Genomic DNA, 20293 nt, shown 5'->3' with positions numbered 1-20293 from the left:
CGTCCAAATTTTGCAGCAAAGCGTCCAAGTTTCTTGTCGAATCGTCCAAATCGCCCCAGTAAATTCCCATTTTTGCGTTGAAGGCAGCGGTTTTCTACACGGCAAACCGCCCGCCGCTTTCAGCTTTTCCTTGTCTAGCTTCAAGCGGCAGGGGCTCGAGGTCAAAAGTCGTGCCCTTTCAAAGCCAAAAAGCGGCTTTGGGCAGCGCTCGCCTTTTGCTTGTCGCCCCTGACCGCCGCTTTCAGCTTTTCTCTGTCCAGCTTCGCGGGCTAACGACTTGAGATCTCTTTCTCCCACACTGCGGCGGCAACAGCCTCCTCGGTGGAAGAGAAGAGCTCTGCGTCGTTTTCAAGCCCGCTACGCTTTTCTTTGTCCAGCTCCGGGCGCCATTGGCTTGTGATCCCTTTTCCCCGCACTGCGGCGGCGACAGCCTCCTCGGCGGTGAAGAAGGGCCCTTCGCCAATGTTCAGGCGCCCTACGCTTTTCTTCCTACTTTTTCCTCAGCACGAATTCAAACACCAGCAAAATAGAGATGGTGATGATGGAGAGAATGAGGACCATTAGGTGGGCGTCTTCCATGCGGTTGGCCTGGACGGCGTCATAGATGGCAATGGAAAGGGTCTGGGTGCGGCCTGGGATGTTGCCGGCCACCATGAGCGTCGCCCCGAATTCTCCCATCGCCCGGGCAAAGCCCATGACAATTCCGCCGATGATACCTTTATAGGAAAGCGGTAGGATGACGTGTACAAAAAGTTCTCTGCGTGCGGCGCCGTCTATCTTCGCGGCTTCAATCACTTCTTCATCAATGCTTTCAAAGGAAGCCTGTATCGGTCGGACCAATAACGGCAGGGCGGCGATGGAAGCGGCTATGACTGCTGCCTGCCAGGTGAAAACGAGCGGTTGGCCGACGATTTGCTCATATGTCTGCCCAAGCCAGGAATTGCGGCCGAGCGTGACCAAAATGTAATATCCCAGCACGGTGGGCGGCAGTATGAGCGGCAAGGTCGTTATTAAAGATAAAAGCCGTGTCCAGCCATTTTTTCGAAACGCAAACAGGGCCGCCAGCAAAACGCCAATCACAAAGGCGATGACGGTAGCAAGGATGGATACTTTTAACGATAAATAGAGCGGAAAGCTAATATCACTCATCTCGGGCCGGCTCCTCTATGGTAGTTCAAAACCATACTCTTCTAATATTTCTCTTCCTTCCTCACTTAAAACGAAATCGATAAATCTTTCAGCTTCCTCTTCATATTCCGCTTGGGCGGGAATCCCCACAGCCTGCACAATCGGTTCATGGCTGTCGTCTTCAATCAAGGTATAACCAAGGCCGGTTTCTTCTGCCAGCGCAAGGGCAACTACACCGGCGTCAGCCTCTCCCGTTTCGACATATTGTACGGCCTGGCGCACGTTTTCGGCATACACCAGTTTTTCATCTACCTCTTCTTCCACTTCATGGGCTTCGAAGCTTTCCATGGCTGCTTGTCCGTACGGGGCATGCTCAGGATTGGCGATCGCAATCGTCTGCACATCCTCTTCCACCAGTGTTTCTGCATCCATTTCCCCGTATTTTTCTTCATCGTATAAATAGACAATTAAGCCGTTCGCGTAGTGCGCTTTAGTCTCTTCTTCCATATGGCCGCCTTCAATCAAGCGGTCAATATATGATTCATGCGCGGCCGCGAATACATCAACAGGCGCGCCTTCTTCAATCTGCTGCGTCATCAGGCCGGTTGAGCCAAAATTAAAGGTGACATCTATGCCTGTTTCTTCCGTGAAAGGCTCTTCCATCGCCGAAAAGGCGTCGTACAAATCAGCTGCCGCGGCCACATGAAGTTCAGCTTCTTCCCCGGCTCCTTCATTATTTCCGCATCCAGCTGCCACAAGAACGGCTAAGCCGATTGCCAGGCTGGCTGTTTTCCTTTTATTCCACTTCATCGTTCTGCTCCTCTGTATGTCTTGGTTCGACGTTAGTCTCTCATATCTTCCATTCTTTGAACTTGGTTAAAAGAATACCTCAAGACAGGGAAAGGTTGCAATCACCCACTTTCTGCTGCGACGCGAAAACAGCGAATAAAAATCGCACTCCCGATCATCCATAGATTGACAATTTATTTTAGTTCGATTATTATCGAACTAAATAAAGTTCGATGGAGGTCGAACCATTTGAATATTAAAATCGTTTATCACCCTGTATATGAATCGATCGTCAGCGCTCAGCTGGCGAACAGCAAAAAGCTCCATAAACAAACGGACCTTGGCGGCAAATGGCGCAAAAAACAGTTTGAAGAAGCGCCTTCTTGCCTTCGGCCGCTGTTTGAAAATGAAAGCTTGAATCCCGCTTTAGCCTGGCTCGAAAGTTACCTTCACTTTAAGCCTCCCGCAGCAGAAGAGTCGCCGCTGGAGGAGATTAAAAATTGGGAGGAGGCAACGTTTACAGAAATCAGACATAAGTACTCGCTGCACCAAGAAGCCTCCGCAGAAGAGATCAGGGAAGCCGCTCAACTCTTGCTGCAGTGGCAGGAGCATTACGTCCGGCATCTTCCTCCCTTTGTTGAAGAAGGGCTCCGCTTTTCTTTTCAACATATGAAAGAGCAGTTAGAAGCTGAGCCCTCCGGTGAGCAGCTCGAACGAGTGACGAATGGGCTGTGTCATCACAATTATCCGGAGGAGCATGAGTTTATTATTAGTCCGCAATTCCACTGCCGGCCGGTGATTTTGTTCTCTCACTATGAACAGCGGACGATCTACCAAGTGCCGGTGGAAATGATTCCGTCTTTGGATGGCGGGGTTCAGCCGGCGTTGACGCGGCTTCCGGCTGCGCTTGCTGATGAAAGCAGGCTGCGGTTATTGCAGGTACTTGCTGAAAAGGAGCAGGCTACGTTTACTGACCTGTACAAGGAAGCTCATTTGGCTAAATCTACGGTTCATCATCATTTGATTATTTTGCGGGCAAGCGGGCTGGTACGGGTTCATCTTTCTCTTGGAGCAAAAGATACGTACAGCTTGCGCACTGATCAATTGCAGCAGTATCCTGCGCAATTACTTAGTTATTTGCGGAAAGAAGGCGAAAAGTAATGGATGTGTATCGGCAGCTTTTACGAAACCCTGCATATGTCGTTGTCTGGATTGCTCAGGCTGCCTCAGGACTCGGAAGCACGTTTGCACTCTTTCTTATTTCTTGGCTGATGTATGATATGACCGGTTCCACGGCAGCGATGGGAAGTATTTGGATGGTTTTTATGGTGGCTTCCTTTTGTACTAATTTAATAGCGGGGCCTTTTATTGACCGCATGCCTCATAAATTGCTGATGATCTTTTCGGAAAGCGCGCGCTCTCTCGTGTTTCTTTATTTACTGCTTACGTATTTGGGCGGAGCGCTTTCAATCTGGCAGCTCTATCCGGTCGTGCTCGTGATCGGGATTGCCCAGCCCCTGTTCAGGCCCGTCAGCATGGCTTATGTCGCACATATTGTAAAAAAACAACTTTTAATGAAAGCAAATTCCCTTTTAGAGGGGACGATGCAGTTAATGATGCTTACCGGGCCGGCTCTAGGCGGTCTAGTTCTATCATTTTCCGGCCCGGTGCCGGTTCTAATTGTCTTAGTCTGTGCGTTAGGGCTCTCTGCGTTGCTCCTTACAACAGTACCGCGCACGGGGAATGTTGATGCAGCTGCTAAGCCGCGAGAGTCGTGGGGGGTAGAGTTCCGCGAAGGCTTACGGTTTTTTAAACTTTATCCGGTTTTGTTTTGGGTCGGCATGCTCTTACTTATTACCAACTTTGGCACCGGCGCGCTACAGCCGTTGCTTCTACCGTTTGTACTTGAAGAGCTACAAGGTTCAGAATTTCAATACGGCCTGTTAATGTCTAGTTTCTCCTTTGGGATGGTGATTGCTTCAACCATTACCGGGACGATAGAACGTCCGCGCAATTTACGCCGGGTGATGTTAGGGTCTTTGACTGTGAGCGGAGCCATGATTTTACTTCTTGGTTGGAGCCCTGCTTTTTGGGTAGCCGTTATTATTACGTTGATTAATGGGATAGCCGCCATGGTCTTTACGATTAACAACACGACCTTTTATCAAGAGCGGGTTCCAGAACAAATTCGCGGCCGTGTCTTTGCGGTGCGTACCATGATGGCCCAGGGAGGAATTCCGATTGGGGCAGGCCTGGGCGGAGTAATTGCTGAAGGAACGGGGATCCCAATCTTATTTACAGCACTTGGTCTTCTTACCTTAACAACTCTTGCGATTGCCTGGCGCTCTCCTGTCTTCTATCATTTGAATGACCCTTTACCTGAGGAAAAAGAAGTGGCCGCTAATCGTGAGTCTAAAGCGATCCAACCTTAAGGTCTGATTTTTTCCTAGAAAGGGTTTTTGCCGCCGGAGTTACTATACATCTTTTACCATTAAATTCTACTTCTTTCAAAAAATAATGACAAATAACCTATGTAAACAAAATGTAATATCCATTGCAACCCTTCAACATACCAGGGGTTTCATGGCTTCAGCAGCGAATGGAAATACCTCCCTAACGCGAAAGTTCCCCTCCGCTGTTATTCTATACACGTTGACTTTTTACAACTTAACAGGAGGGACTTTTAAATGAAAAAATCACTATTAGTTTCCAGTTTCGCGTTAGCATTAGCGTTTGTTTTCTCCGTAGATGCAGAAGCTGGAAATACTTATACGGTTGAAGAAGGCGAAAGCTTATGGGATGTGGCAGTAGACCAGGGCGTAACGGTCGACGAGCTACTAGAAACGAACAACTTAGAGTATGGCGAGGTCCAAGGTGGAGAAACTCTATCTGTACCTGCTTCCATCTCTCAAGAAGAGCATGATCTTTTCTCCAGCCTTGTATACGCTGAAGCAAAAGGTGAACCGTATGCAGGAAAAGTCGCAGTAGCAACGGTTGTATTAAACCGCGTGGACAGCGACGACTTCCCTAATGACATTACTTCTGTCATCAATGAGGTAGAAGGCGGCACGTACGCGTTCAGTCCGGTAATGGACGGAGCGATTAACCAACAACCAGACCAGGAATCAAGAGATGCTGTAAATGAAGCACTTGCATTCCGCGGTCAGGGACAAGGATCTGTTTATTTCTATAACCCAGAAACAGCAGACAACCACTGGATCGCTACGCAAGAAGAAACGATCCGCATCGGGAACCATGTTTTTGCACGCTAAATAAGGAAAACAATGAAACATTGAAAAGCCAGTTCCATTCAGGAGCTGGCTTTTTTAAATGCGGCGCCGACCGAACAACTATCACCAGCAGGCCCATCGACCTATGTGAAAACAAAGGTGGAAGAGAGCACTTGAGGCAAAAGAAAAGAGCAATCTCGATGAGAGACCACTCCTTCTCTACGGATCCTTCGCTTTCACTACAGGAATTAAGATTATTTACCCTCACTAACTACAACTTACATGTTCACAAAGGAAAGGACATACTATTATTCATTTTATTGAGCTAATTTCCCTGCCACATTGGCCAAACGTTCGCCGAGTCGTTCTGCCATGAGCAATTCTTTCGGGTCAGGCTGTTGGGAGCCATCTGGACCAGCTACTGTAGAAGCAGAATATGGCGAGCCGCCAATCGCTTCTGTGCTTAGCATTTCCTGATTCTCTCCATATGGCAGACCGACAAAAATAAACCCAAAATGCAACAACGGTACAAGTGACGTAATCGTCGTCGTTTCTTGTCCACCATGAATAGAGCCTGTGCTTGTAAAGATCGAGGTAGCTTTGCCTTCTAATTCACCGTTTAACCAAAGCGCACCCGCTGAATCTAAAAATTGCTTCATCTGAGCTGGCATTGCCCCATACCGAGTTGGAATGCCCCATATCACACCGTCTGCCCACTTTAGGTCCTCGTGTGTAGCTTCTGGCACCACTTCTTGTTCTTTTTGGGACTCCACATAAGCCTCTTGACCAGACATCGCCTCTTTAGCTGAGTCGAATTCTGGGATCTTCACCATTTTCACTTCCGTATTTTGCAGCTTGCCGGCACCCTTCGATACAGCCTTAGCCATTTCATAAATGTGTCCATAAGCGCTATAGTAAACCACTAGTACTTTTGCCAACTCGCTCACCTCACTCTTTAATAATTTCGTTTCGCCACACTTTTTGCTCCTCTAGAATTATTCCCTGCTTTCACTTCTTTAAACGTAAGGACGTATGATAAGATTGTGTTAAGGCTGTGGGCATGTACAGCCCGAAAGCCGTGCACCGGCTTTATTAAGGAGGGAATGAATGGGGACTACACACACCTTTTCGAAAAAAGAAGAACTGGCAAATGCGATCACCCATGGTATTGGATGTGTACTGAGCATTACCGGCCTTGTTCTTCTAATTGTTTACGCAAGCATCTTGGCCACCCCACTTCATGTGGTTACGGTTTCAGTTTACGGAGCGTCAATGGTGCTACTATATATGTCTTCGACTTTATTACACAGCTTCCCCAAGGGGAAAATTAAGGACTTCTTTGAAATAATGGACCATGCTTCCATTTATGTATTTATAGCCGGTACGTACACCCCTTTGCTTTTTATCGTATTAGAAGGGGCGCTAAGCTGGACTCTGTTTAGCATCGTGTGGGGCATTGCACTGGTAGGCGTTGTCTTCAAAGCCTTTTTCGTCAAACGGTTCCTTGCCCTTTCCACGCTCTTTTATATTTTGATGGGATGGATTATCGTCTTCGCCTGGGGCCCTTTGACCGCTGCATTGCCAACAGGAGGCGTAACCTTATTGGTAGCAGGCGGCCTATTTTACACCCTCGGCACTATCTTTTATGTATGGCGCAGCTTCCCTTACCACCACGCCGTTTGGCACGTATTCGTGTTAATAGGCTCCCTCCTCCACTTCTTCACCATCTTCCACTACGTCATCCCAATGTAGAAAAGCGGAGAGCGGCGGTCAGGGGCGTCAAGCAAAAGGCGAGCGCTGCCAAAACCGCTTTTTGGTTTTGAAAGGGCGCGACTTATGACCTCGAGCCCCTGCCGCTTGGAGCTGGACAAAGAAAAGCGGAGGCGCCTGAACAGCTCATACTCCCCCTGAACGATGTAAAAAACCGTCCCTTTTATTAATAGAAGGAGACGGTTTTTCATATTCTTAAAAACTATCTTTAATAACAACGTCTTCGAGTGGGAAGCGCGGAGATGTGCGGGCTTCGCCTGTGCCTTTTCCGATGGCTACTAACATTACGGGGGTATAGCGCTCCGGAATGTTGAAGTTCTCACGCAGCTTAGAAGCATCAAAACCGCCCATCGGGACGGAGTCGTAGCCTTTTTCTTTGGCCGCGAGCATTAGCTGCATAGCTGCTAGCGAAGCATTAATCAACGCCTCATCATGACCAAATTTTTCATTTTCGTAAGCGCCATGAATGGTAGCTACAACTTTGTCTTTTATTTCTTCTGTCATGTGACCTAGTTCAACGGATTCTCCAAAAACGGTATCAGCGTTTTGATTTGCTTGTTCATCCCCTAACACAGCGATGGTGACATCGCCGTCGACGACTTGCTTTTGGTTATAAGCAATTGGAAGGAGCTCTTCTTTTTTTTCATCGGATTGAATAACGAGAAACTTCCAATGTTGAAGGTTCCAAGAAGAAGGAGCTTCAATGGTAGCATCTAGTATCTCTTGTAAATCTTCTTCTGGCATGACATGATCTGTATCAAACTTTCGTATCGAATGACGCTCTCGCATCGCTTCAATCGTATTCATTCGTTGTCTCTCCTTTCATTAGTTCCCGTTATGATATTGCCACAGGACCTCCATACTTTCAACAGATATGAATTATTGGCGGAAAAAGCTGTCTATTCACATTCCATTCGGCTGGTACAAGTTCTTCCTTTAGGTACGCCTGTAAAATAAGAAACGATCCAGCCGCTCTAGAGCAAGGCTGGATCGATCATGTAAAAGTTATATTACTCTGCCAAGAACAATTGAGTCCAGTAGTGGTTCTGGCTTCCACCTTCAGCATAGCCTACACCAATGTGGGTGAACTCAGCGTTCATGATGTTTTGACGGTGGCCGTCAGAATTCATCCATCCTTCTACTACTTGCTCAGGAGACATTTGGCCAGCGGCAATGTTTTCAGCTGCTGTACGGTAGTTTACGCCGTAGTGATCCATTAAATCAAACGGGCTACCGTACGTTGGGCTGTCATGAGAGAAGTAATCGTTGTCGCGCATGTCTTCTGACTTCACTGTTGCTACATCAGAAAGCTCGACATGAGTTTCAAGCGGCTCTAGGCCTTGAGCTTCACGCTCTTGGTTTGTTAACTCAATCACTTCTGCTTGAAATTCGATTAAGTCTTGAGTGTCAGCTGTTTCTTCTGCTTCTTCCTCTTCTGCTGGAGCAGCTTCTTCTTCAGTCGCTGGTTCTTGTTCGGCACCAGCTTCTGGAGTTTGCTCCCACTCAGGAGTGTGGTTCTCTTCAGCTTCTTCTGCCGGAGCAGGTGCTTCTTCCTCTACACCATTCTCTGGAGCTTGGTCCGATTCAGGTGTGTGATTCTCTTCAGCTTCCTGTTCAGGTGCTGAAGGGACTTCTTCTTTATCAGACTCTTCAATATCGACAATTAACTCTTGGCCTACAGGCAAGATATTCATATTTTCAAGGTGTGAATTCAACGAATCTAGTTTGTTGAGGTCGAGATCAAATTTCTCAACAATAGTCCAGGCGTTTTCTCCTGGTTGTACGTTATGCACATCCACATCCTTTGCCTGTCCTGTAGTAGCTACGCCAAGTACTAGCGCCAATGTGAGCCCTGTTGCTAAATATTTTTTCATCTAGCTTCACCTCCGCAACTCATTTTGACAGATTATGAGTATATGAAAAGGGGAGGGGAAGGAATTGGAAGGCATTAAAATTTTCCAATCTGCTATCGCCATGTATAGAGCTAGTTTGGTTTGTTTCACGTATTAACCTTTTCCGCTATCATCTTGAACTACATTGTTTATGGAGCAGCTGAGGTTCTTCTCATCGCACTTGCACTCTGTTCAACGCATTTCTTAAAGCTTGATGTTCGTATGTATACAGTAAAGATAAGCAGCAGCAACGTATTGTCTCAAAACCAACAACGTCTTCGCTTCCATCTTCTAACGGCAGCTTTTGGTCCACTTAGTTTCAACTCAAAAAAGACCGGCCACAAATGAGCCGGTCCTGTAAATGATTCATTATGATTTCTTAATTATTAGCCTTCCATGTCTCCGCCGTCATCTTCCATGCCTGGATCCTCTTCCATACCTGGATCATCCATGTCTTCAGCATCGCCGCAGGCAGCAAGAACACCAATTGTAAGAACCCCTGTTAGCAGTGAATAAAGCACTTTCTTGCTCATATGAAAGCCTCCTTAAAATAGTTAACCTTTTCTTTCTCATTACTAACATACCACATCATATTGGTAACTTAATCCTGTATAAACCGATTTTCACACTTTTTGTAATTCTCATCATAATTCCTTGAACTTTTCTCATGTTTATGCGCTTTTCTTCCATTTGTCTCGTTAGTACTTCGTTGATATAAACACTTGTAACGATCGCGTTCTACCCGGTATAGCTGGCGGCGGATATTGTTCCATTCGCTCATGGAAAGCGGGATTTCCCGCAAACGTTTTGCCACATCATCGATTGCTTCTTCGGTCACCATTTCCCCATCTTCAAGCTTACGCTGCATTGAAAAAATCTCATCTTCAATCTTTTGTGATGAATCGTCCCAGGAAAAATAAAGAACGTTGTGGTCGACACCTTCAGAAAGAATGCCTAACACCTTCATAACCACCTGCTCTGTTCCTATAACAGATATATCCGTTGAATGGAGTATTATTTCGTACGGCTCTCTCTCTACTTCTCCTCGGATAACGCGCATATTTTTCGCCATTTTTCGGTTAAATATACGTTCTTGCACCCAGACAAGAATTAGAAATGGATGCCAAAGATAAAAGGGGGGTTTTTTTATTTCTGGTTCCAACCCGAATTGATAAAGTGTCAATTGCACAGTGCTTAACGCTTCTTCATAATAGCCTTTGCGAATCATTACAGCCATATGTTTTAATACGCGCAGATTAATGATTTGTGGAAACTTGATGATCGGCACAATGATAATAAGAAAAATCACGACGACACCAAGAATGAATGCGTAAGGATAGCCCATCCACATATGGCGCCACGGTGATAGATGACGCTGATTTTCCACACATGTCGTCAAAAATCCGACCACTAATGGAATGATTAAAAACATTGTTAACGCTATAATAAAGATCAAGGGTTCATGATCAGGAAGAAACGGTATGACCATTTCTGCAAACGAAGGAAATATGACAGCAAATCCAACAAAAATCCAGTATACAGAAAGCAATGCGGTTAAACTAATTTTAGAATCATCTTTAGAAGGAACCCTCCCAAAGAATGTGGCAGTGGCCAGGCTAAATATTTTGCTTAACGTTTTAGCAGATACTACAAGTAAAAATCGTAAAAACGGCATAACGACCCTCCTTCCCCTGATATCACCCTTCTTTTCCCTACATCAATCTTCCTCAATCAACACTTTTTTTCAAAAGATAAAGAAAAGTGGTTTGCTAAAGGTTTAAAAAGGGTATTGAGAAAAAGATTATTGCTGAGAACAACCATTAAAGCGTTATTTCATACTATAAAAGGAGTACTCAGATGAACGATCATACATTATACACTGCAATTGGAAACCACCTCCTGAACAATGACGAGAAGCTAAAAAACCGCTTGGACGAGTTACGACAGGAAACAATCCAATCAAAAAACCTACCCCTGAACACATCTACTTCTTCCGCTGTAGAGGCCACGGCTGTGGATTACTTTTCGATTATCGGCAAGGGGCTTGTACATAGTTCAAAGGAAGAGATGCAACAACAATTACAGGAATGGCTAAAAACACAAGCCGAGTATTTAGTGAGCCGTGGACTTTCCCTCGAAGTTGTCTTATATACGATCCCTTTGTACCGCCAAGTGTTACGGGAAGTGGTTTTAATAGAAGCAAAAGCTGTAGAGGCAGATGTTGAACTGGCCTTTTACGTCCATGGTTATATCGACCATTTAATTGATGAATCGGTAGCTACGATTAGCCGGACGTTTGTCAATTATCATGTGAAAGCTTTGGACCATGCAAAACAAGCGATGCATGAACTATCTGTTCCGCTTGTTCCAATCCAGCACGAGATTGCCGTCCTTCCCTTAATCGGGGACATGGACAGCGACCGTTCAAACTATTTGCAGCAAAGAACATTAGAACGGGCCGCTGATATGGAATTGTCGAATATTATTATTGACCTATCCGGCATGAACAGCATTAATACCGAGTTTGCCCAACACCTACTAAGACTTGTCCAAGCCCTCCGCCTTTTGGGCATCCATGTGAGCATTTCCGGCATGCGCCCTGAGCTTTCTCAGACGATCGTTCAACTCGGTATTTCGCTACAAGACCTTGAAAGTCACTTAACGCTAGAGCAAGCATTAGAAAAACATCACGTTTATCATCAACGCGAAGCAACGAACAACTCTCCCCTTTTGTAAACCATGCGGCAACCATTCAACTAGAACTACGGGTGGCTTCTTTTTCATGACTGTTCGCCCGCCCTTTAAGAAGCGCAAGGCAGCAGCTTCAGCGGGAAATCTCGCGGATCGCCCGCAGAAAGGGAAGTCACGGAAAGGCCATCCCCAACTCATTATCGGAGCTTTATGAATCCTTGTTGTCTGGCGCGGGCGGGGTTCAACGTTTAACCGAGCACTATCAAAAAAGCTGACTCTTTTATTCGTTCGATGTGTGAACGAGTGCTGAGTCAGCCTCTTTCTATTAAGAAGAGATTGTTTACGTCATTTCTGTTCTTCTTCCGGAAGGTCGATCCCCGCTCGTTTCATTCGTTTACGCAGTAAATTAGGCAGCAACACCAAGAGAAGAATTAATAGCGCGCCGATGCTAAAAATCCAAGGGTCTGTTTCGACAACACTCGCTCCTAAGAAGGTATAACCGAATGAACCAGGAATAATGCCTATAGAAGTTGCCCCAATAAATGTCCGGTAGCGTATTCTTGAGATACCACTAATATAGCTGACGATATCAAAGTTAAGAACCGGAATCATGCGCAAAAACAAAACATAATAAAACCCGTTTACTTCTAGCTGCTTCTGTACAGTGCCACGCCAACCACTCCACTGTTTTTTTACAATCGAGTAACCGCCATAACGTGCCAGCCAAAAGGCCAGGGTTGAACCGAGAAGAGAGCCAGTGATCACAAAAATGACCCCAAATGGACCAAAAGCCAGTCCACCAGCCATGGCGTAAATCGAGGCAGGAAAAAAGATCAAGGGGCGGAGCGTATAAAAAAGAATATATAGAAACGGCGCCCACCAGCCAAAGGAAAGCAGCCAATTGCGAATTAGTTCTGGCTGCCATTCTACTGTATCGCGGTTAAACCACACAAAAAGGCCGGCTCCCACAAGTAAGAGAAGCCACAGCACAACGGTTATTTTTCTCATAAAAGCCTCCAACGAAACCTTCTTTCAGCTTAACTGTAAATCATTTCTACATTATGCTGGCTTGTAAGCGCCACCACTGTGTATAATGGGAGTAACTTCGCATCTAATGACTTATTTCGATAAAAACTGAGCTGAGTTTTAGTTTATCAAGAAGTACAGGTGATAAACAACGATAATCACCTGCCAAATACACGCCGCGGACGTACAAAGTGAGGGTGAAGCAAATGCAAAATATTGCGGTAGATATGGACGGTACACTTTTAAGCAGGGACGGCACCATTTCCAAAGAAAATGCCCGTGCGGTTAAGAGATGGCAAGAAAACGGCAACCGATTCATTATAGCAACCGGACGAGGTATTGCCGATGCGAAGCGATTGCTTGGCGATGTCGAGTTAGAAGCGGACGGCTTTGTCTGTGCAAATGGAAGTGTAGTGGCGACACCAGAGCGAATTCTAGAGCAAGTGACGCTTTCAAACGATACAGCCTTTGAATTAGCCGAATGGCTGAATGAACGCTCCTTTTACTTTCACATTTCAACAGAGAACGCTACCTTGACCACTCCTGAAACGAACCACTCCTTTTTGCAAGAGCTTGATGAATTTGTCAAAACCCAGGAAGAACCTGAGCGCGTACGCGATTCGATCACAAGGCAAGCAAACCACCATGTTAAACACATCGGCTTAAAAGAGCTGGGCACAGCCAGTGAGCTGAAAACCTTTGCTGAGCCTATTTATAAATTTCTAGTCATCTCTTTTTTCCCAGAAAAACTTCAAGACGTATACGAGGCGTGGGGAGAGCGGCCAGAATTTGTCTTAACCTCTTCCGGCCGTGATAATATAGAAATGATGAACCCTAAAGCACAAAAAGGATTTGGTCTCGAGCGTATGGTTACTGAACTTGGCTCTTCACTGCGTGAAACAGTCGCAATTGGCGATAACTTTAATGATGTATCGATGTTTCAAGCAGCCGGCACAAGCATAGCCATGGAAAATGCTGAAGAAGCAGTAAAAGAGCAAGCAACATATGTAACAACGAACCATGATGAAGCAGGCGTCGCCTATGCGCTAGAGAACATCTTAACACCTAACCAAAGCAATCATCCTACACCGTAACTCGTTCTATTCTGCGCCTGAACGACACCTGCTGGCTGTTATGGTTCGACGTATAACCGCTTTTTCAACAGAGAGAGCGGTTATTTCTCTTTCTTTTCTTTTTCCATTAAGCGCTGAACAGCGGGCTTGGGCTCCCAACAGTTAAACGTGTACGTAGGTTTGGTTTCGTATCCAAGCCGCACACACCGATAAGTCATCCCGTCCACTGTTTTGTCTGCTGCAAAATGGATGCAGGTGGCACAACAATGATAGTTCTTTTTCATTCTGGTCCTCCTTTTCTCCTGAGCTGTTGACTTTACATGTTTCATAGAAGCAAGCGCACGTTTTCAGTTAGGAGGTGATGGAAGTTTCCCTTTCGTTTATCCAGCCCTGCTTTTTTAGCAGGTTTGACCGGTCCTCTCCTCGTCTATCTGCCGAACACCTATCACCTCTCCGGCGCTATTGATGCCATAGGTTCACTTTTATACCAATTCGCCTGTCACTAAAGTCACCACTACTACGTATGCTTCTAAAAGTGTATCAAACCCATTCGGTGACTTCTATCCGGAAAGGAGCACAAATTATGGATCACTCTTTGTATGAGTTGTACAGCGATTCAATGGTTTTTGACCCAAACGCAGTCGAAGATTGGCAACGCTATGAATGGTTCGAAAACGAACGCAAAGAACTGTTTGGCATTGAAAAGACTACATTGAATGCTCGTGAAAAAAAGCTTCTGCTTACCTTCTTACAAGCTGTGGCCCCAAGCAATCTCTTTCAGACCGATTATGAAAAAAGTTGGTACAATCGCTGTTTCGCTGTAGAAAACGCTCCGCTTTCTGTTGCACATTATCGTTTTTTTCATTTCAGCTTAACGCACGCTGCGGAGGAACAACGGGAGCTGCACCAAACGCTTCGTTCTCTGTTTCCTAACAGTGGCGCGGTGGTCTGGAAAAATCGGACGACTGGAAGCATCATTGCTGAGGATAAAGAAGCTGAAGAAATCGATAAAGATGGATTGGAACTGTTTTCACATGCGCTTAGAACTGATTTTTTAACGGACGTGTATCTTCTCGCCGGCCCTTTACATAACGCGAACCAGTCTGCAGCGGAGGCCTTTCAAGAGGAACATCACCTTTTTGAAAAAGCAAGGCAACTTCAACCCAAGACCTCCCTCTTCACTTATCAAGACGCTCATTTGCATGCGCTTTTATCTCAAGTTCCTTCCAGAGAACGTGAAGCATTTGTCGAAGCGTTTTTAAACGATGCAGACCGAGAGCTTCAGCTTACAGTAAAAACGTACCTTAACTGCCATATGAACCGTACGCTTGCTGCAAAAGAACTGCATGTCCATCGCAATACCTTGCAATATAGATTGGACAAGTTCTCAGAACAAACAGGCCTGAACCTTCATTCTTTCTCGCACTTAGCCGGGCTTCACACCGCATTTTTAATAAAAAAGTTATAAATAGCTATGTGGCAGATTGTATAAAATGTCTCCAATGTTTTTGTGCACCTTGCCAATAGTGCCATTTCATGAAAACGGATACAATGAAATTACATTAGCAAACGACAGAGGAGGAGCTACATATGGCAGAATTAAAACTAGACCACATTTATAAGACCTTTGATGGCGATGTCACAGCAGTTGAAGACTTTAACCTCGACATTGAAGACCAAGAATTTATCGTCTTTGTCGGACCGTCTGGGTGCGGGAAATCTACCACTCTACGTATGATTGCCGGCCTTGAAGAAATTTCAAAAGGTGATTTTTATATTGATTCCCAGCGCATGAATGATATTTCCCCGAAGGACCGCAATATTGCGATGGTCTTCCAAAATTACGCCCTTTATCCCCATATGAACGTGTTTGATAATATGGCCTTTGGGCTGAAGCTTCGCAAATTTAAAAAAGAAGATATTAAAAAACGGGTAGAAGAAGCAAGTGACATTCTTGGCCTGCGCGACCTGCTTGACCGGAAGCCGAAAGCTTTATCCGGCGGACAACGGCAGCGGGTGGCACTCGGCCGGGCAATCGTTCGAAATCCAAAAGTGTTTCTCATGGATGAGCCGCTTTCTAATCTCGATGCTAAGCTGCGCGTACAGATGCGCTCAGAGATTATTAAACTGCACCAGCAGTTAAAAACGACAACAATTTATGTGACGCACGACCAAACTGAAGCGATGACGATGGCTTCCCGCATTGTCATTATGAAAGACGGAGTAATTCAGCAAATCGGTGCGCCGCGCCACGTCTATCAATACCCTGAAAATGTGTTTGTCGGCGGTTTCATCGGTTCACCGTCCATGAACTTTTTAAATGGGAAGCTTGAAAACAACACCTTTACCATGGGCGAGTTATCGTTAAAAATTCCAGATGGCAAGATGAAAGTATTGACCAGCCAGGGTTATAAAACTGGGGATGAACTCATTCTAGGAATTCGTCCAGAAGACATTCATGATGAAGCTGTCTTCCTTGAAACGATGCCTGAGGCCAAAAGTGAGGTCAATATCCAGCTCGCCGAATTGACTGGCTCCGAGCTGGTGCTCTATACCACCATCGAAGACCAGGAAATTGTCGGGATTGTTAACCCGCGCAGCAACATCCAACAAGGTGACACGATTGAACTCGGCTTTGATTTAAATAAAGGACATTTCTTTGACCCTGAAACTGAACAGCGCATTAAAGAAGAGGAGAAACAAACGCACGCCGAGAAGCAGCTTAGTTAACCCCGCTCCCCCATTATTTATTTTATAAATAAAGAAAGCCTCTGTACCTACTATTTGGCGCAGAGGCTTTTTCATAGTTATACCGTGGTATAAAGCAATACATAATTCATCACAAATAACAACGCAATAACATACATCCACGCCGACACCATTCGGTATTGTCCGACCAGCATCTTCAATAACGGATACATAATAAAGCCAAATGCGATGCCATCTGCAATGGAAGAAGTAAGAGGAATTAAACCGACGATGAAATAAGCAGGGAACCATTCGGTCGGGTCGTCACGTGGTATACGAACAACTTGCTGGGCCATCAAGCCACCAACAATAATCAGAATCGGCGCAATCGCAGCGTTTGGAATCATGCCAAGAAACGGTGCGAATAAAAGCGAGAGCAAAAATAACACCGCTACCGTTACAGCGGTCAACCCAGTTCGGCCTCCTGCTGCTGTCCCCGCCGCCCCTTCTACGACTGGAATAGTTGGTGACGTGCCAAACACTCCGCTCATTAACGCTGTGGTGGAGCTCGCTTGATACGCCCGCGTGGACGATTTGTTTTCCGGTAACAGACCGTGCAAAAGTCCGAGCGTTTCAAATACGATCAACATCGTCAAAGAAAACAACGCCGTCCAAAACGGCACTTGCCATACTCCTGAAAATTCTGCGCTCGTTAAAATACTCGAGTACCCTTCAAACGAAATATTCTGCCTTGATTCATCAGCCCCAGGAATGATTAAAAACGCCAACCCAGCGGTGATAAGCATTCCAATAAGAAATGTTCCTTTAACCGCACGCACGAACAACATCATCATAATAACAAGCCCGACGAGTGTCGTGATAGCGACAGGATTAGAGAGCGAACCAAGGGCTACAAATGTATCGGGATGAGGAACGACCACTTCACCCATTTGCAAGCCGATAAAAGTAAGAAAAATACCAACACCCGCTGTGATCCCAATTTTTAATGATTCGGGCACAGCCTGCGCAAGTTTAGCTGCCATGGGTGTAATTGCCATAATAAAAAATAAAATACCCGCTACTATCACTACAGCCAATCCTTCTTGCCAAGTAAGCCCGAACCCTTCCACCATCGTATACGCAAAAAAAGCATTAATTCCCATCCCAGGCGTCAAAATAAGAGGGGTATTCCCCCAAACTCCCAACGCCAGACAGCCAAACGCAGTCACCGCTACAGTCGCAAGCAACGCATAACTGTAAGGAATTCCCGCATCCGATAAAATCGTAGGATTCACGACCAAAATATAAGCAACCGTTAGAAAAGCAGTAAACCCCGCGATGATTTCCTGTTTCACCGAAGTTTGATTTTCTTCCAAATGAAAAAACGACATGGTCCTCCTCCTTTCTGCACATAAAAAAAGGCCACAAGCTCTTAAGCTGCCTTTTTAGGACCTTAAGAGCTCGTAGCCAGGTGATTTACGGTTCCTGATAGATACCCCAGACCCTTATTGCCTGGGTTATACGAGCGATTTATATAAAACTGGCGACGCCAAACAGGACGCCCACCATATCAAGCAAACATGCCAACATCAGCATGCGCTTGGCAAGATTTTTTCACACAAACTCTTTTATACTACATTTCTAGCAATAACGCAAGGGTAATAGAAAAGCGGAAAGCAGCGTTCAGGGGCGTCAAGCATAAGACGGGCGGCTCCAAAGTCGCTCTTTGACTTTGAAGGCGAACGGCTTATGACCTCGAGCCCCTGCTGCTTGCAGCTAGACATGAAAAGCGGAGCGGGCTTTCCAAACGACGCAGAGCCCTTCTCTCCCACCGAGGAGGCTGTTGCCGCCGCAGGGTGGGAGAAAGGGATCTCAAGTTGTTAGCCCGCGAAGCTAGACAGAAAAGCGGAGGCGCCTTGCTTAGAGGCGACAAGTTTTTCAGCACCTGCGCAGCGTGGCTTGCCGCGCGGAGTCAGAGGCAGAAAAATCCTCGAGCCTCTAGGCGCCGCAGCTAGACATGAAAAGCGGAGCGGGCTTGGACGGAGCAATTCTGCCATACGTGGAGAAACGTACGAGAATCTTGTCGAAATGTCACAGAGATTTGTCGAAACGTCCAAATTGAGCCAAAAACGTCCAAGTTTCTTGTCGAAACGTCCAAATTTAAGCGCTTACCGCCCAAATTCCACAAATCGCCCTTATTTTACAATGTTGGGGCTGTCCCAAAAGCCTTTGAAAAGTATTAAAAAATCCGTTGTGATGGTTATTCATCACAACGGATTTTTTAGTATTATCCTTATGATAATGATAGAGGTTGTCCACCTCCTTTTGTTTTAGGAGGTTATGGGCTATGGCTGCCAACCCAAACTCTACGTTGACCTTGTCTAGGCCGCGAAGAGAAAAGCGGCGCAACGACCTATTGCCCTTGATATGGCCGAACACGCTTTCGACCTCTACTTTACGCAACTTATAGGTCTCAGCGCCTTCTTCCGTACCAAGGGCTTCTCTCGCTTTTTTCTTTTTCGCTTCATACAGCGGATTATAATGAATCTGCCGATTCCCTTTTGCTTTCGTACAAGCTGACTTGACCGGGCAATTACTGCAATCTTCCGCCTCGTAAATCCGAAATTGACGTCGGTAGCCATACGTATCCGTTCGATGTTTTTTGTATCGAAAGGTTACCTTTTGATTATTCGGGCAAATAAAGTAATCTCCTTTATCATCATAGGTCCAGTTTTGTACATGATAAGGATTTTTCTTAAAACTGCGTTTCTTCTCTTTTCGCCACATATTATAGGGAACGAGGAGATCGATGTCCTGATCATCGGCATATACATAATTACTCTCATTTCCATAACCAGCGTCCGCAACAACTTGCTCAGGGAAGGGCAGTGCTCGGTTTTTCAGCATTTTCATATGCGGTTGAAAGCAGCGAGCGTCCGTTGGACGTTGGTGAATCGAGTACCCCAGAATAAATTGATTTTCCGTACCAGCTTGAACGTTATAACCCGGCTTGAGCTGCCCATTTTTCATATGATCTTCCTTCATGCGCATAAATGTCGCATCACGGTCTGTCTTTGAGAAACTATTACGGTCTCCAAATGTGGCAAAATGATCTTCGTACTTTTGGAGCCGCGGCAAATAATCTGATGTCATGGATTTATGCATCCGCCGTAAGGTGCGAAGCTCTTCTTTCTTTACTTTTTTCTCTTCAGGATCGGCAGCTGATTCAACAGCCTGTTCCGCTTTGCCTAACTGCTCTTCCACTTGATGGACCGCCTCTTGAAGTTGTTCTGAGGTTATGCGAGCCGAAGGTTCTTCCGAAGGGGAACAGGTGGCTTCATCTTGACGGATCGTGTCTTCAATATGAGCGAAAAGGGTTTTTAGTTTGTCTTGGAGCTTTGCTTCATAACGCTCAGAAGCCTTTCGCCATACAAATGAATACCGGTTGGCATTCGCCTCGATTTTCGTCCCATCGAGAAAATAATGTTCCATAGTGATATACTCTTGGTCTAAGAGAAGTTGGATTAATTGGGTGAAAAGGGGCTCAATCAAGTCTTGCATGCGTTCGGAACGAAAGCGGTTGATGGTTCGAAAATTCGGTACTTGCTGGGCAGCTAACCACATCATCGGCAGGTTTTCTTCAAGGGCTTTTTGAATGTCACGACAGGAATACCATTTTTGCGTGTAGGCATACAAAACAATTTTCGTCATCATTTTTGGGTGATAAGAAGGGCGGCCTCCGCCCTCATAAGCGGCATAGAACAACTGCTCATCCACCTGTTCAATCATGTCATGCACCACACGTGACACATGATTTTCTGGAATCAAATCACTAAAATCCATTGGTAGAACGAGTTGTCCCATGGTATAATCTTTAAACATAAGAGATCATCCTTTCTAGTGGTTGGTGTGGTTACTTTCCATTTTAGCAAAAGGATGATCTCTTTTTTAGTATTTTAAATTGGAATAAAAAGGTAAGGGGCTGCCCTTTTGGGACAGCCCCTTC

20 protein-coding genes and 1 riboswitch are annotated in these 20293 nt (G+C 45.7%); of the genes, 8 read left to right on the top strand and 12 right to left on the bottom strand.

Translation table 11 applies throughout. The features are described 5' to 3' along the window. Positions 1-269: 269 nt before the first annotated feature. The 3 genes from D469_RS22205 to modA all read right to left on the bottom strand — a co-directional run bounded on the left by D469_RS22205 (position 270) and on the right by modA (position 1938). Positions 270-416 carry a hypothetical protein gene (locus D469_RS22205; RefSeq protein ID WP_018924780.1) on the bottom strand — a complete coding sequence of 49 codons (147 nt, stop codon included), beginning with the start codon at positions 414-416 and terminating at the stop codon, positions 270-272. A 73-nt stretch (positions 417-489) separates the two neighbouring features. After that, complete coding sequence (gene modB, locus D469_RS0117985) at positions 490-1149, bottom strand: molybdate ABC transporter permease subunit (RefSeq protein WP_018924779.1); 660 nt, start codon at positions 1147-1149, stop codon at positions 490-492. Between the two features lie 15 nt (positions 1150-1164). Beyond that, complete coding sequence (modA, locus tag D469_RS0117980; RefSeq protein ID WP_018924778.1) at positions 1165-1938, bottom strand: molybdate ABC transporter substrate-binding protein; 774 nt, start codon at positions 1936-1938, stop codon at positions 1165-1167. A 228-nt stretch (positions 1939-2166) separates the two neighbouring features. Between modA and D469_RS0117975 the strand changes: the two genes are divergently transcribed. The 3 genes from D469_RS0117975 (at position 2167) to D469_RS0117965 (ending at position 5189) form a co-directional block, all read left to right on the top strand. Then, positions 2167-3078, top strand: a complete 912-nt coding sequence (locus tag D469_RS0117975; protein ID WP_018924777.1) for an ArsR/SmtB family transcription factor — start codon at positions 2167-2169, stop codon at positions 3076-3078. Further along, positions 3078-4349 (top strand): MFS transporter, encoded by a 1272-nt coding sequence (locus tag D469_RS0117970; RefSeq protein WP_018924776.1) that lies wholly within the window; start codon positions 3078-3080, stop codon positions 4347-4349. The genes D469_RS0117975 and D469_RS0117970 overlap by 1 nt, the downstream gene beginning before the upstream one ends. Positions 4350-4604: 255 nt before the next feature. Next, positions 4605-5189: a cell wall hydrolase gene (locus tag D469_RS0117965; RefSeq protein WP_018924775.1), complete on the top strand. Its 585-nt coding sequence runs from the start codon at positions 4605-4607 to the stop codon at positions 5187-5189. 275 nt (positions 5190-5464) lie between these two features. Here D469_RS0117965 and wrbA read toward each other — a convergent pair whose 3' ends face one another. Beyond that, entirely contained in the window at positions 5465-6085 is a 621-nt protein-coding gene (gene wrbA / locus D469_RS0117960; protein WP_018924774.1) for an NAD(P)H:quinone oxidoreductase, read from the bottom strand. A gap of 169 nt (positions 6086-6254) precedes the next feature. Between wrbA and trhA the strand changes: the two genes are divergently transcribed. Next, complete coding sequence (gene trhA / locus D469_RS0117955) at positions 6255-6899, top strand: PAQR family membrane homeostasis protein TrhA (RefSeq protein ID WP_018924773.1); 645 nt, start codon at positions 6255-6257, stop codon at positions 6897-6899. A gap of 213 nt (positions 6900-7112) precedes the next feature. Here trhA and D469_RS0117950 read toward each other — a convergent pair whose 3' ends face one another. The 4 genes from D469_RS0117950 to D469_RS0117935 all read right to left on the bottom strand — a co-directional run bounded on the left by D469_RS0117950 (position 7113) and on the right by D469_RS0117935 (position 10484). Further along, positions 7113-7724: a nitroreductase family protein gene (locus tag D469_RS0117950; protein ID WP_018924772.1), complete on the bottom strand. Its 612-nt coding sequence runs from the start codon at positions 7722-7724 to the stop codon at positions 7113-7115. 203 nt (positions 7725-7927) lie between these two features. Then, a complete protein-coding gene (locus D469_RS0117945) occupies positions 7928-8791 on the bottom strand; it encodes a CAP domain-containing protein (RefSeq protein ID WP_018924771.1) in 864 nt (287 codons plus the stop codon). Between the two features lie 404 nt (positions 8792-9195). Beyond that, positions 9196-9342, bottom strand: coding sequence for a hypothetical protein (locus D469_RS22390; RefSeq protein ID WP_018924770.1), 147 nt, complete (start codon positions 9340-9342; stop codon positions 9196-9198). Positions 9343-9410: 68 nt separating this feature from the next. After that, positions 9411-10484 (bottom strand): hypothetical protein, encoded by a 1074-nt coding sequence (locus D469_RS0117935; protein WP_018924769.1) that lies wholly within the window; start codon positions 10482-10484, stop codon positions 9411-9413. 182 nt (positions 10485-10666) lie between these two features. On the opposite strand from D469_RS0117935, the gene D469_RS0117930 reads away from it, so the two are divergent. Next, complete coding sequence (locus D469_RS0117930; RefSeq protein ID WP_018924768.1) at positions 10667-11545, top strand: STAS domain-containing protein; 879 nt, start codon at positions 10667-10669, stop codon at positions 11543-11545. Between the two features lie 300 nt (positions 11546-11845). Here the strand turns inward: D469_RS0117930 and D469_RS0117920 are convergent, their stop codons facing one another. Next, the gene (locus tag D469_RS0117920) at positions 11846-12508 is read right to left on the bottom strand and encodes a TVP38/TMEM64 family protein (RefSeq protein ID WP_018924766.1); all 663 of its coding nucleotides are present in this window, start codon (positions 12506-12508) and stop codon (positions 11846-11848) included. Between the two features lie 224 nt (positions 12509-12732). Here D469_RS0117920 and D469_RS0117915 point away from each other — a divergent pair, with 224 nt between their 5' ends. Further along, positions 12733-13620 (top strand): Cof-type HAD-IIB family hydrolase, encoded by an 888-nt coding sequence (locus tag D469_RS0117915; protein ID WP_018924765.1) that lies wholly within the window; start codon positions 12733-12735, stop codon positions 13618-13620. An 80-nt stretch (positions 13621-13700) separates the two neighbouring features. Here the strand turns inward: D469_RS0117915 and D469_RS0117910 are convergent, their stop codons facing one another. Then, a complete protein-coding gene (locus D469_RS0117910) occupies positions 13701-13883 on the bottom strand; it encodes a hypothetical protein (RefSeq protein WP_018924764.1) in 183 nt (60 codons plus the stop codon). Positions 13884-14182: 299 nt separating this feature from the next. Between D469_RS0117910 and D469_RS0117905 the strand changes: the two genes are divergently transcribed. Together D469_RS0117905 and D469_RS0117900 are read left to right on the top strand one after the other, a co-directional pair. After that, positions 14183-15067 carry a PucR family transcriptional regulator gene (locus D469_RS0117905; RefSeq protein ID WP_018924763.1) on the top strand — a complete coding sequence of 295 codons (885 nt, stop codon included), beginning with the start codon at positions 14183-14185 and terminating at the stop codon, positions 15065-15067. A 122-nt stretch (positions 15068-15189) separates the two neighbouring features. Beyond that, entirely contained in the window at positions 15190-16329 is a 1140-nt protein-coding gene (locus D469_RS0117900) for an ABC transporter ATP-binding protein (RefSeq protein ID WP_018924762.1), read from the top strand. Positions 16330-16406: 77 nt separating this feature from the next. Here D469_RS0117900 and D469_RS0117895 read toward each other — a convergent pair whose 3' ends face one another. Then, on the bottom strand, positions 16407-17678 hold the full coding sequence (locus tag D469_RS0117895) for an NCS2 family permease (protein ID WP_018924761.1): 1272 nt from the start codon (positions 17676-17678) through the stop codon (positions 16407-16409). A gap of 53 nt (positions 17679-17731) precedes the next feature. Then, positions 17732-17832: riboswitch (purine riboswitch) on the bottom strand. A gap of 615 nt (positions 17833-18447) precedes the next feature. Beyond that, on the bottom strand, positions 18448-20169 hold the full coding sequence (locus D469_RS0117890; RefSeq protein ID WP_018924759.1) for an IS1182 family transposase: 1722 nt from the start codon (positions 20167-20169) through the stop codon (positions 18448-18450). Positions 20170-20293: the final 124 nt, after the last annotated feature.

Source organism: Salsuginibacillus kocurii DSM 18087, from assembly GCF_000377705.1.
In the GTDB taxonomy this organism is placed as follows: domain Bacteria; phylum Bacillota; class Bacilli; order Bacillales; family Marinococcaceae; genus Salsuginibacillus; species Salsuginibacillus kocurii.
Note: the sequence above shows the minus strand (reverse complement) of the source record. Positions and strands in the feature narration are given on the sequence as shown.

Coding starts and splice junctions, on each gene's coding strand:
- modB (WP_018924779.1), bottom strand. CDS start 1,149: ATGAGTGATATTAGCTTTCCGCTCTATTTATCGTTAAAAGTATCCATC.
- modA (WP_018924778.1), bottom strand. CDS start 1,938: ATGAAGTGGAATAAAAGGAAAACAGCCAGCCTGGCAATCGGCTTAGCC.
- D469_RS0117970 (WP_018924776.1), top strand. CDS start 3,078: ATGGATGTGTATCGGCAGCTTTTACGAAACCCTGCATATGTCGTTGTC.
- D469_RS0117965 (WP_018924775.1), top strand. CDS start 4,605: ATGAAAAAATCACTATTAGTTTCCAGTTTCGCGTTAGCATTAGCGTTT.
- trhA (WP_018924773.1), top strand. CDS start 6,255: ATGGGGACTACACACACCTTTTCGAAAAAAGAAGAACTGGCAAATGCG.
- D469_RS0117950 (WP_018924772.1), bottom strand. CDS start 7,724: ATGAATACGATTGAAGCGATGCGAGAGCGTCATTCGATACGAAAGTTT.
- D469_RS0117945 (WP_018924771.1), bottom strand. CDS start 8,791: ATGAAAAAATATTTAGCAACAGGGCTCACATTGGCGCTAGTACTTGGC.
- D469_RS22390 (WP_018924770.1), bottom strand. CDS start 9,342: ATGAGCAAGAAAGTGCTTTATTCACTGCTAACAGGGGTTCTTACAATT.
- D469_RS0117935 (WP_018924769.1), bottom strand. CDS start 10,484: ATGCCGTTTTTACGATTTTTACTTGTAGTATCTGCTAAAACGTTAAGC.
- D469_RS0117930 (WP_018924768.1), top strand. CDS start 10,667: ATGAACGATCATACATTATACACTGCAATTGGAAACCACCTCCTGAAC.
- D469_RS0117920 (WP_018924766.1), bottom strand. CDS start 12,508: ATGAGAAAAATAACCGTTGTGCTGTGGCTTCTCTTACTTGTGGGAGCC.
- D469_RS0117915 (WP_018924765.1), top strand. CDS start 12,733: ATGCAAAATATTGCGGTAGATATGGACGGTACACTTTTAAGCAGGGAC.
- D469_RS0117910 (WP_018924764.1), bottom strand. CDS start 13,883: ATGAAAAAGAACTATCATTGTTGTGCCACCTGCATCCATTTTGCAGCA.
- D469_RS0117905 (WP_018924763.1), top strand. CDS start 14,183: ATGGATCACTCTTTGTATGAGTTGTACAGCGATTCAATGGTTTTTGAC.
- D469_RS0117900 (WP_018924762.1), top strand. CDS start 15,190: ATGGCAGAATTAAAACTAGACCACATTTATAAGACCTTTGATGGCGAT.
- D469_RS0117895 (WP_018924761.1), bottom strand. CDS start 17,678: ATGTCGTTTTTTCATTTGGAAGAAAATCAAACTTCGGTGAAACAGGAA.
- D469_RS0117890 (WP_018924759.1), bottom strand. CDS start 20,169: ATGTTTAAAGATTATACCATGGGACAACTCGTTCTACCAATGGATTTT.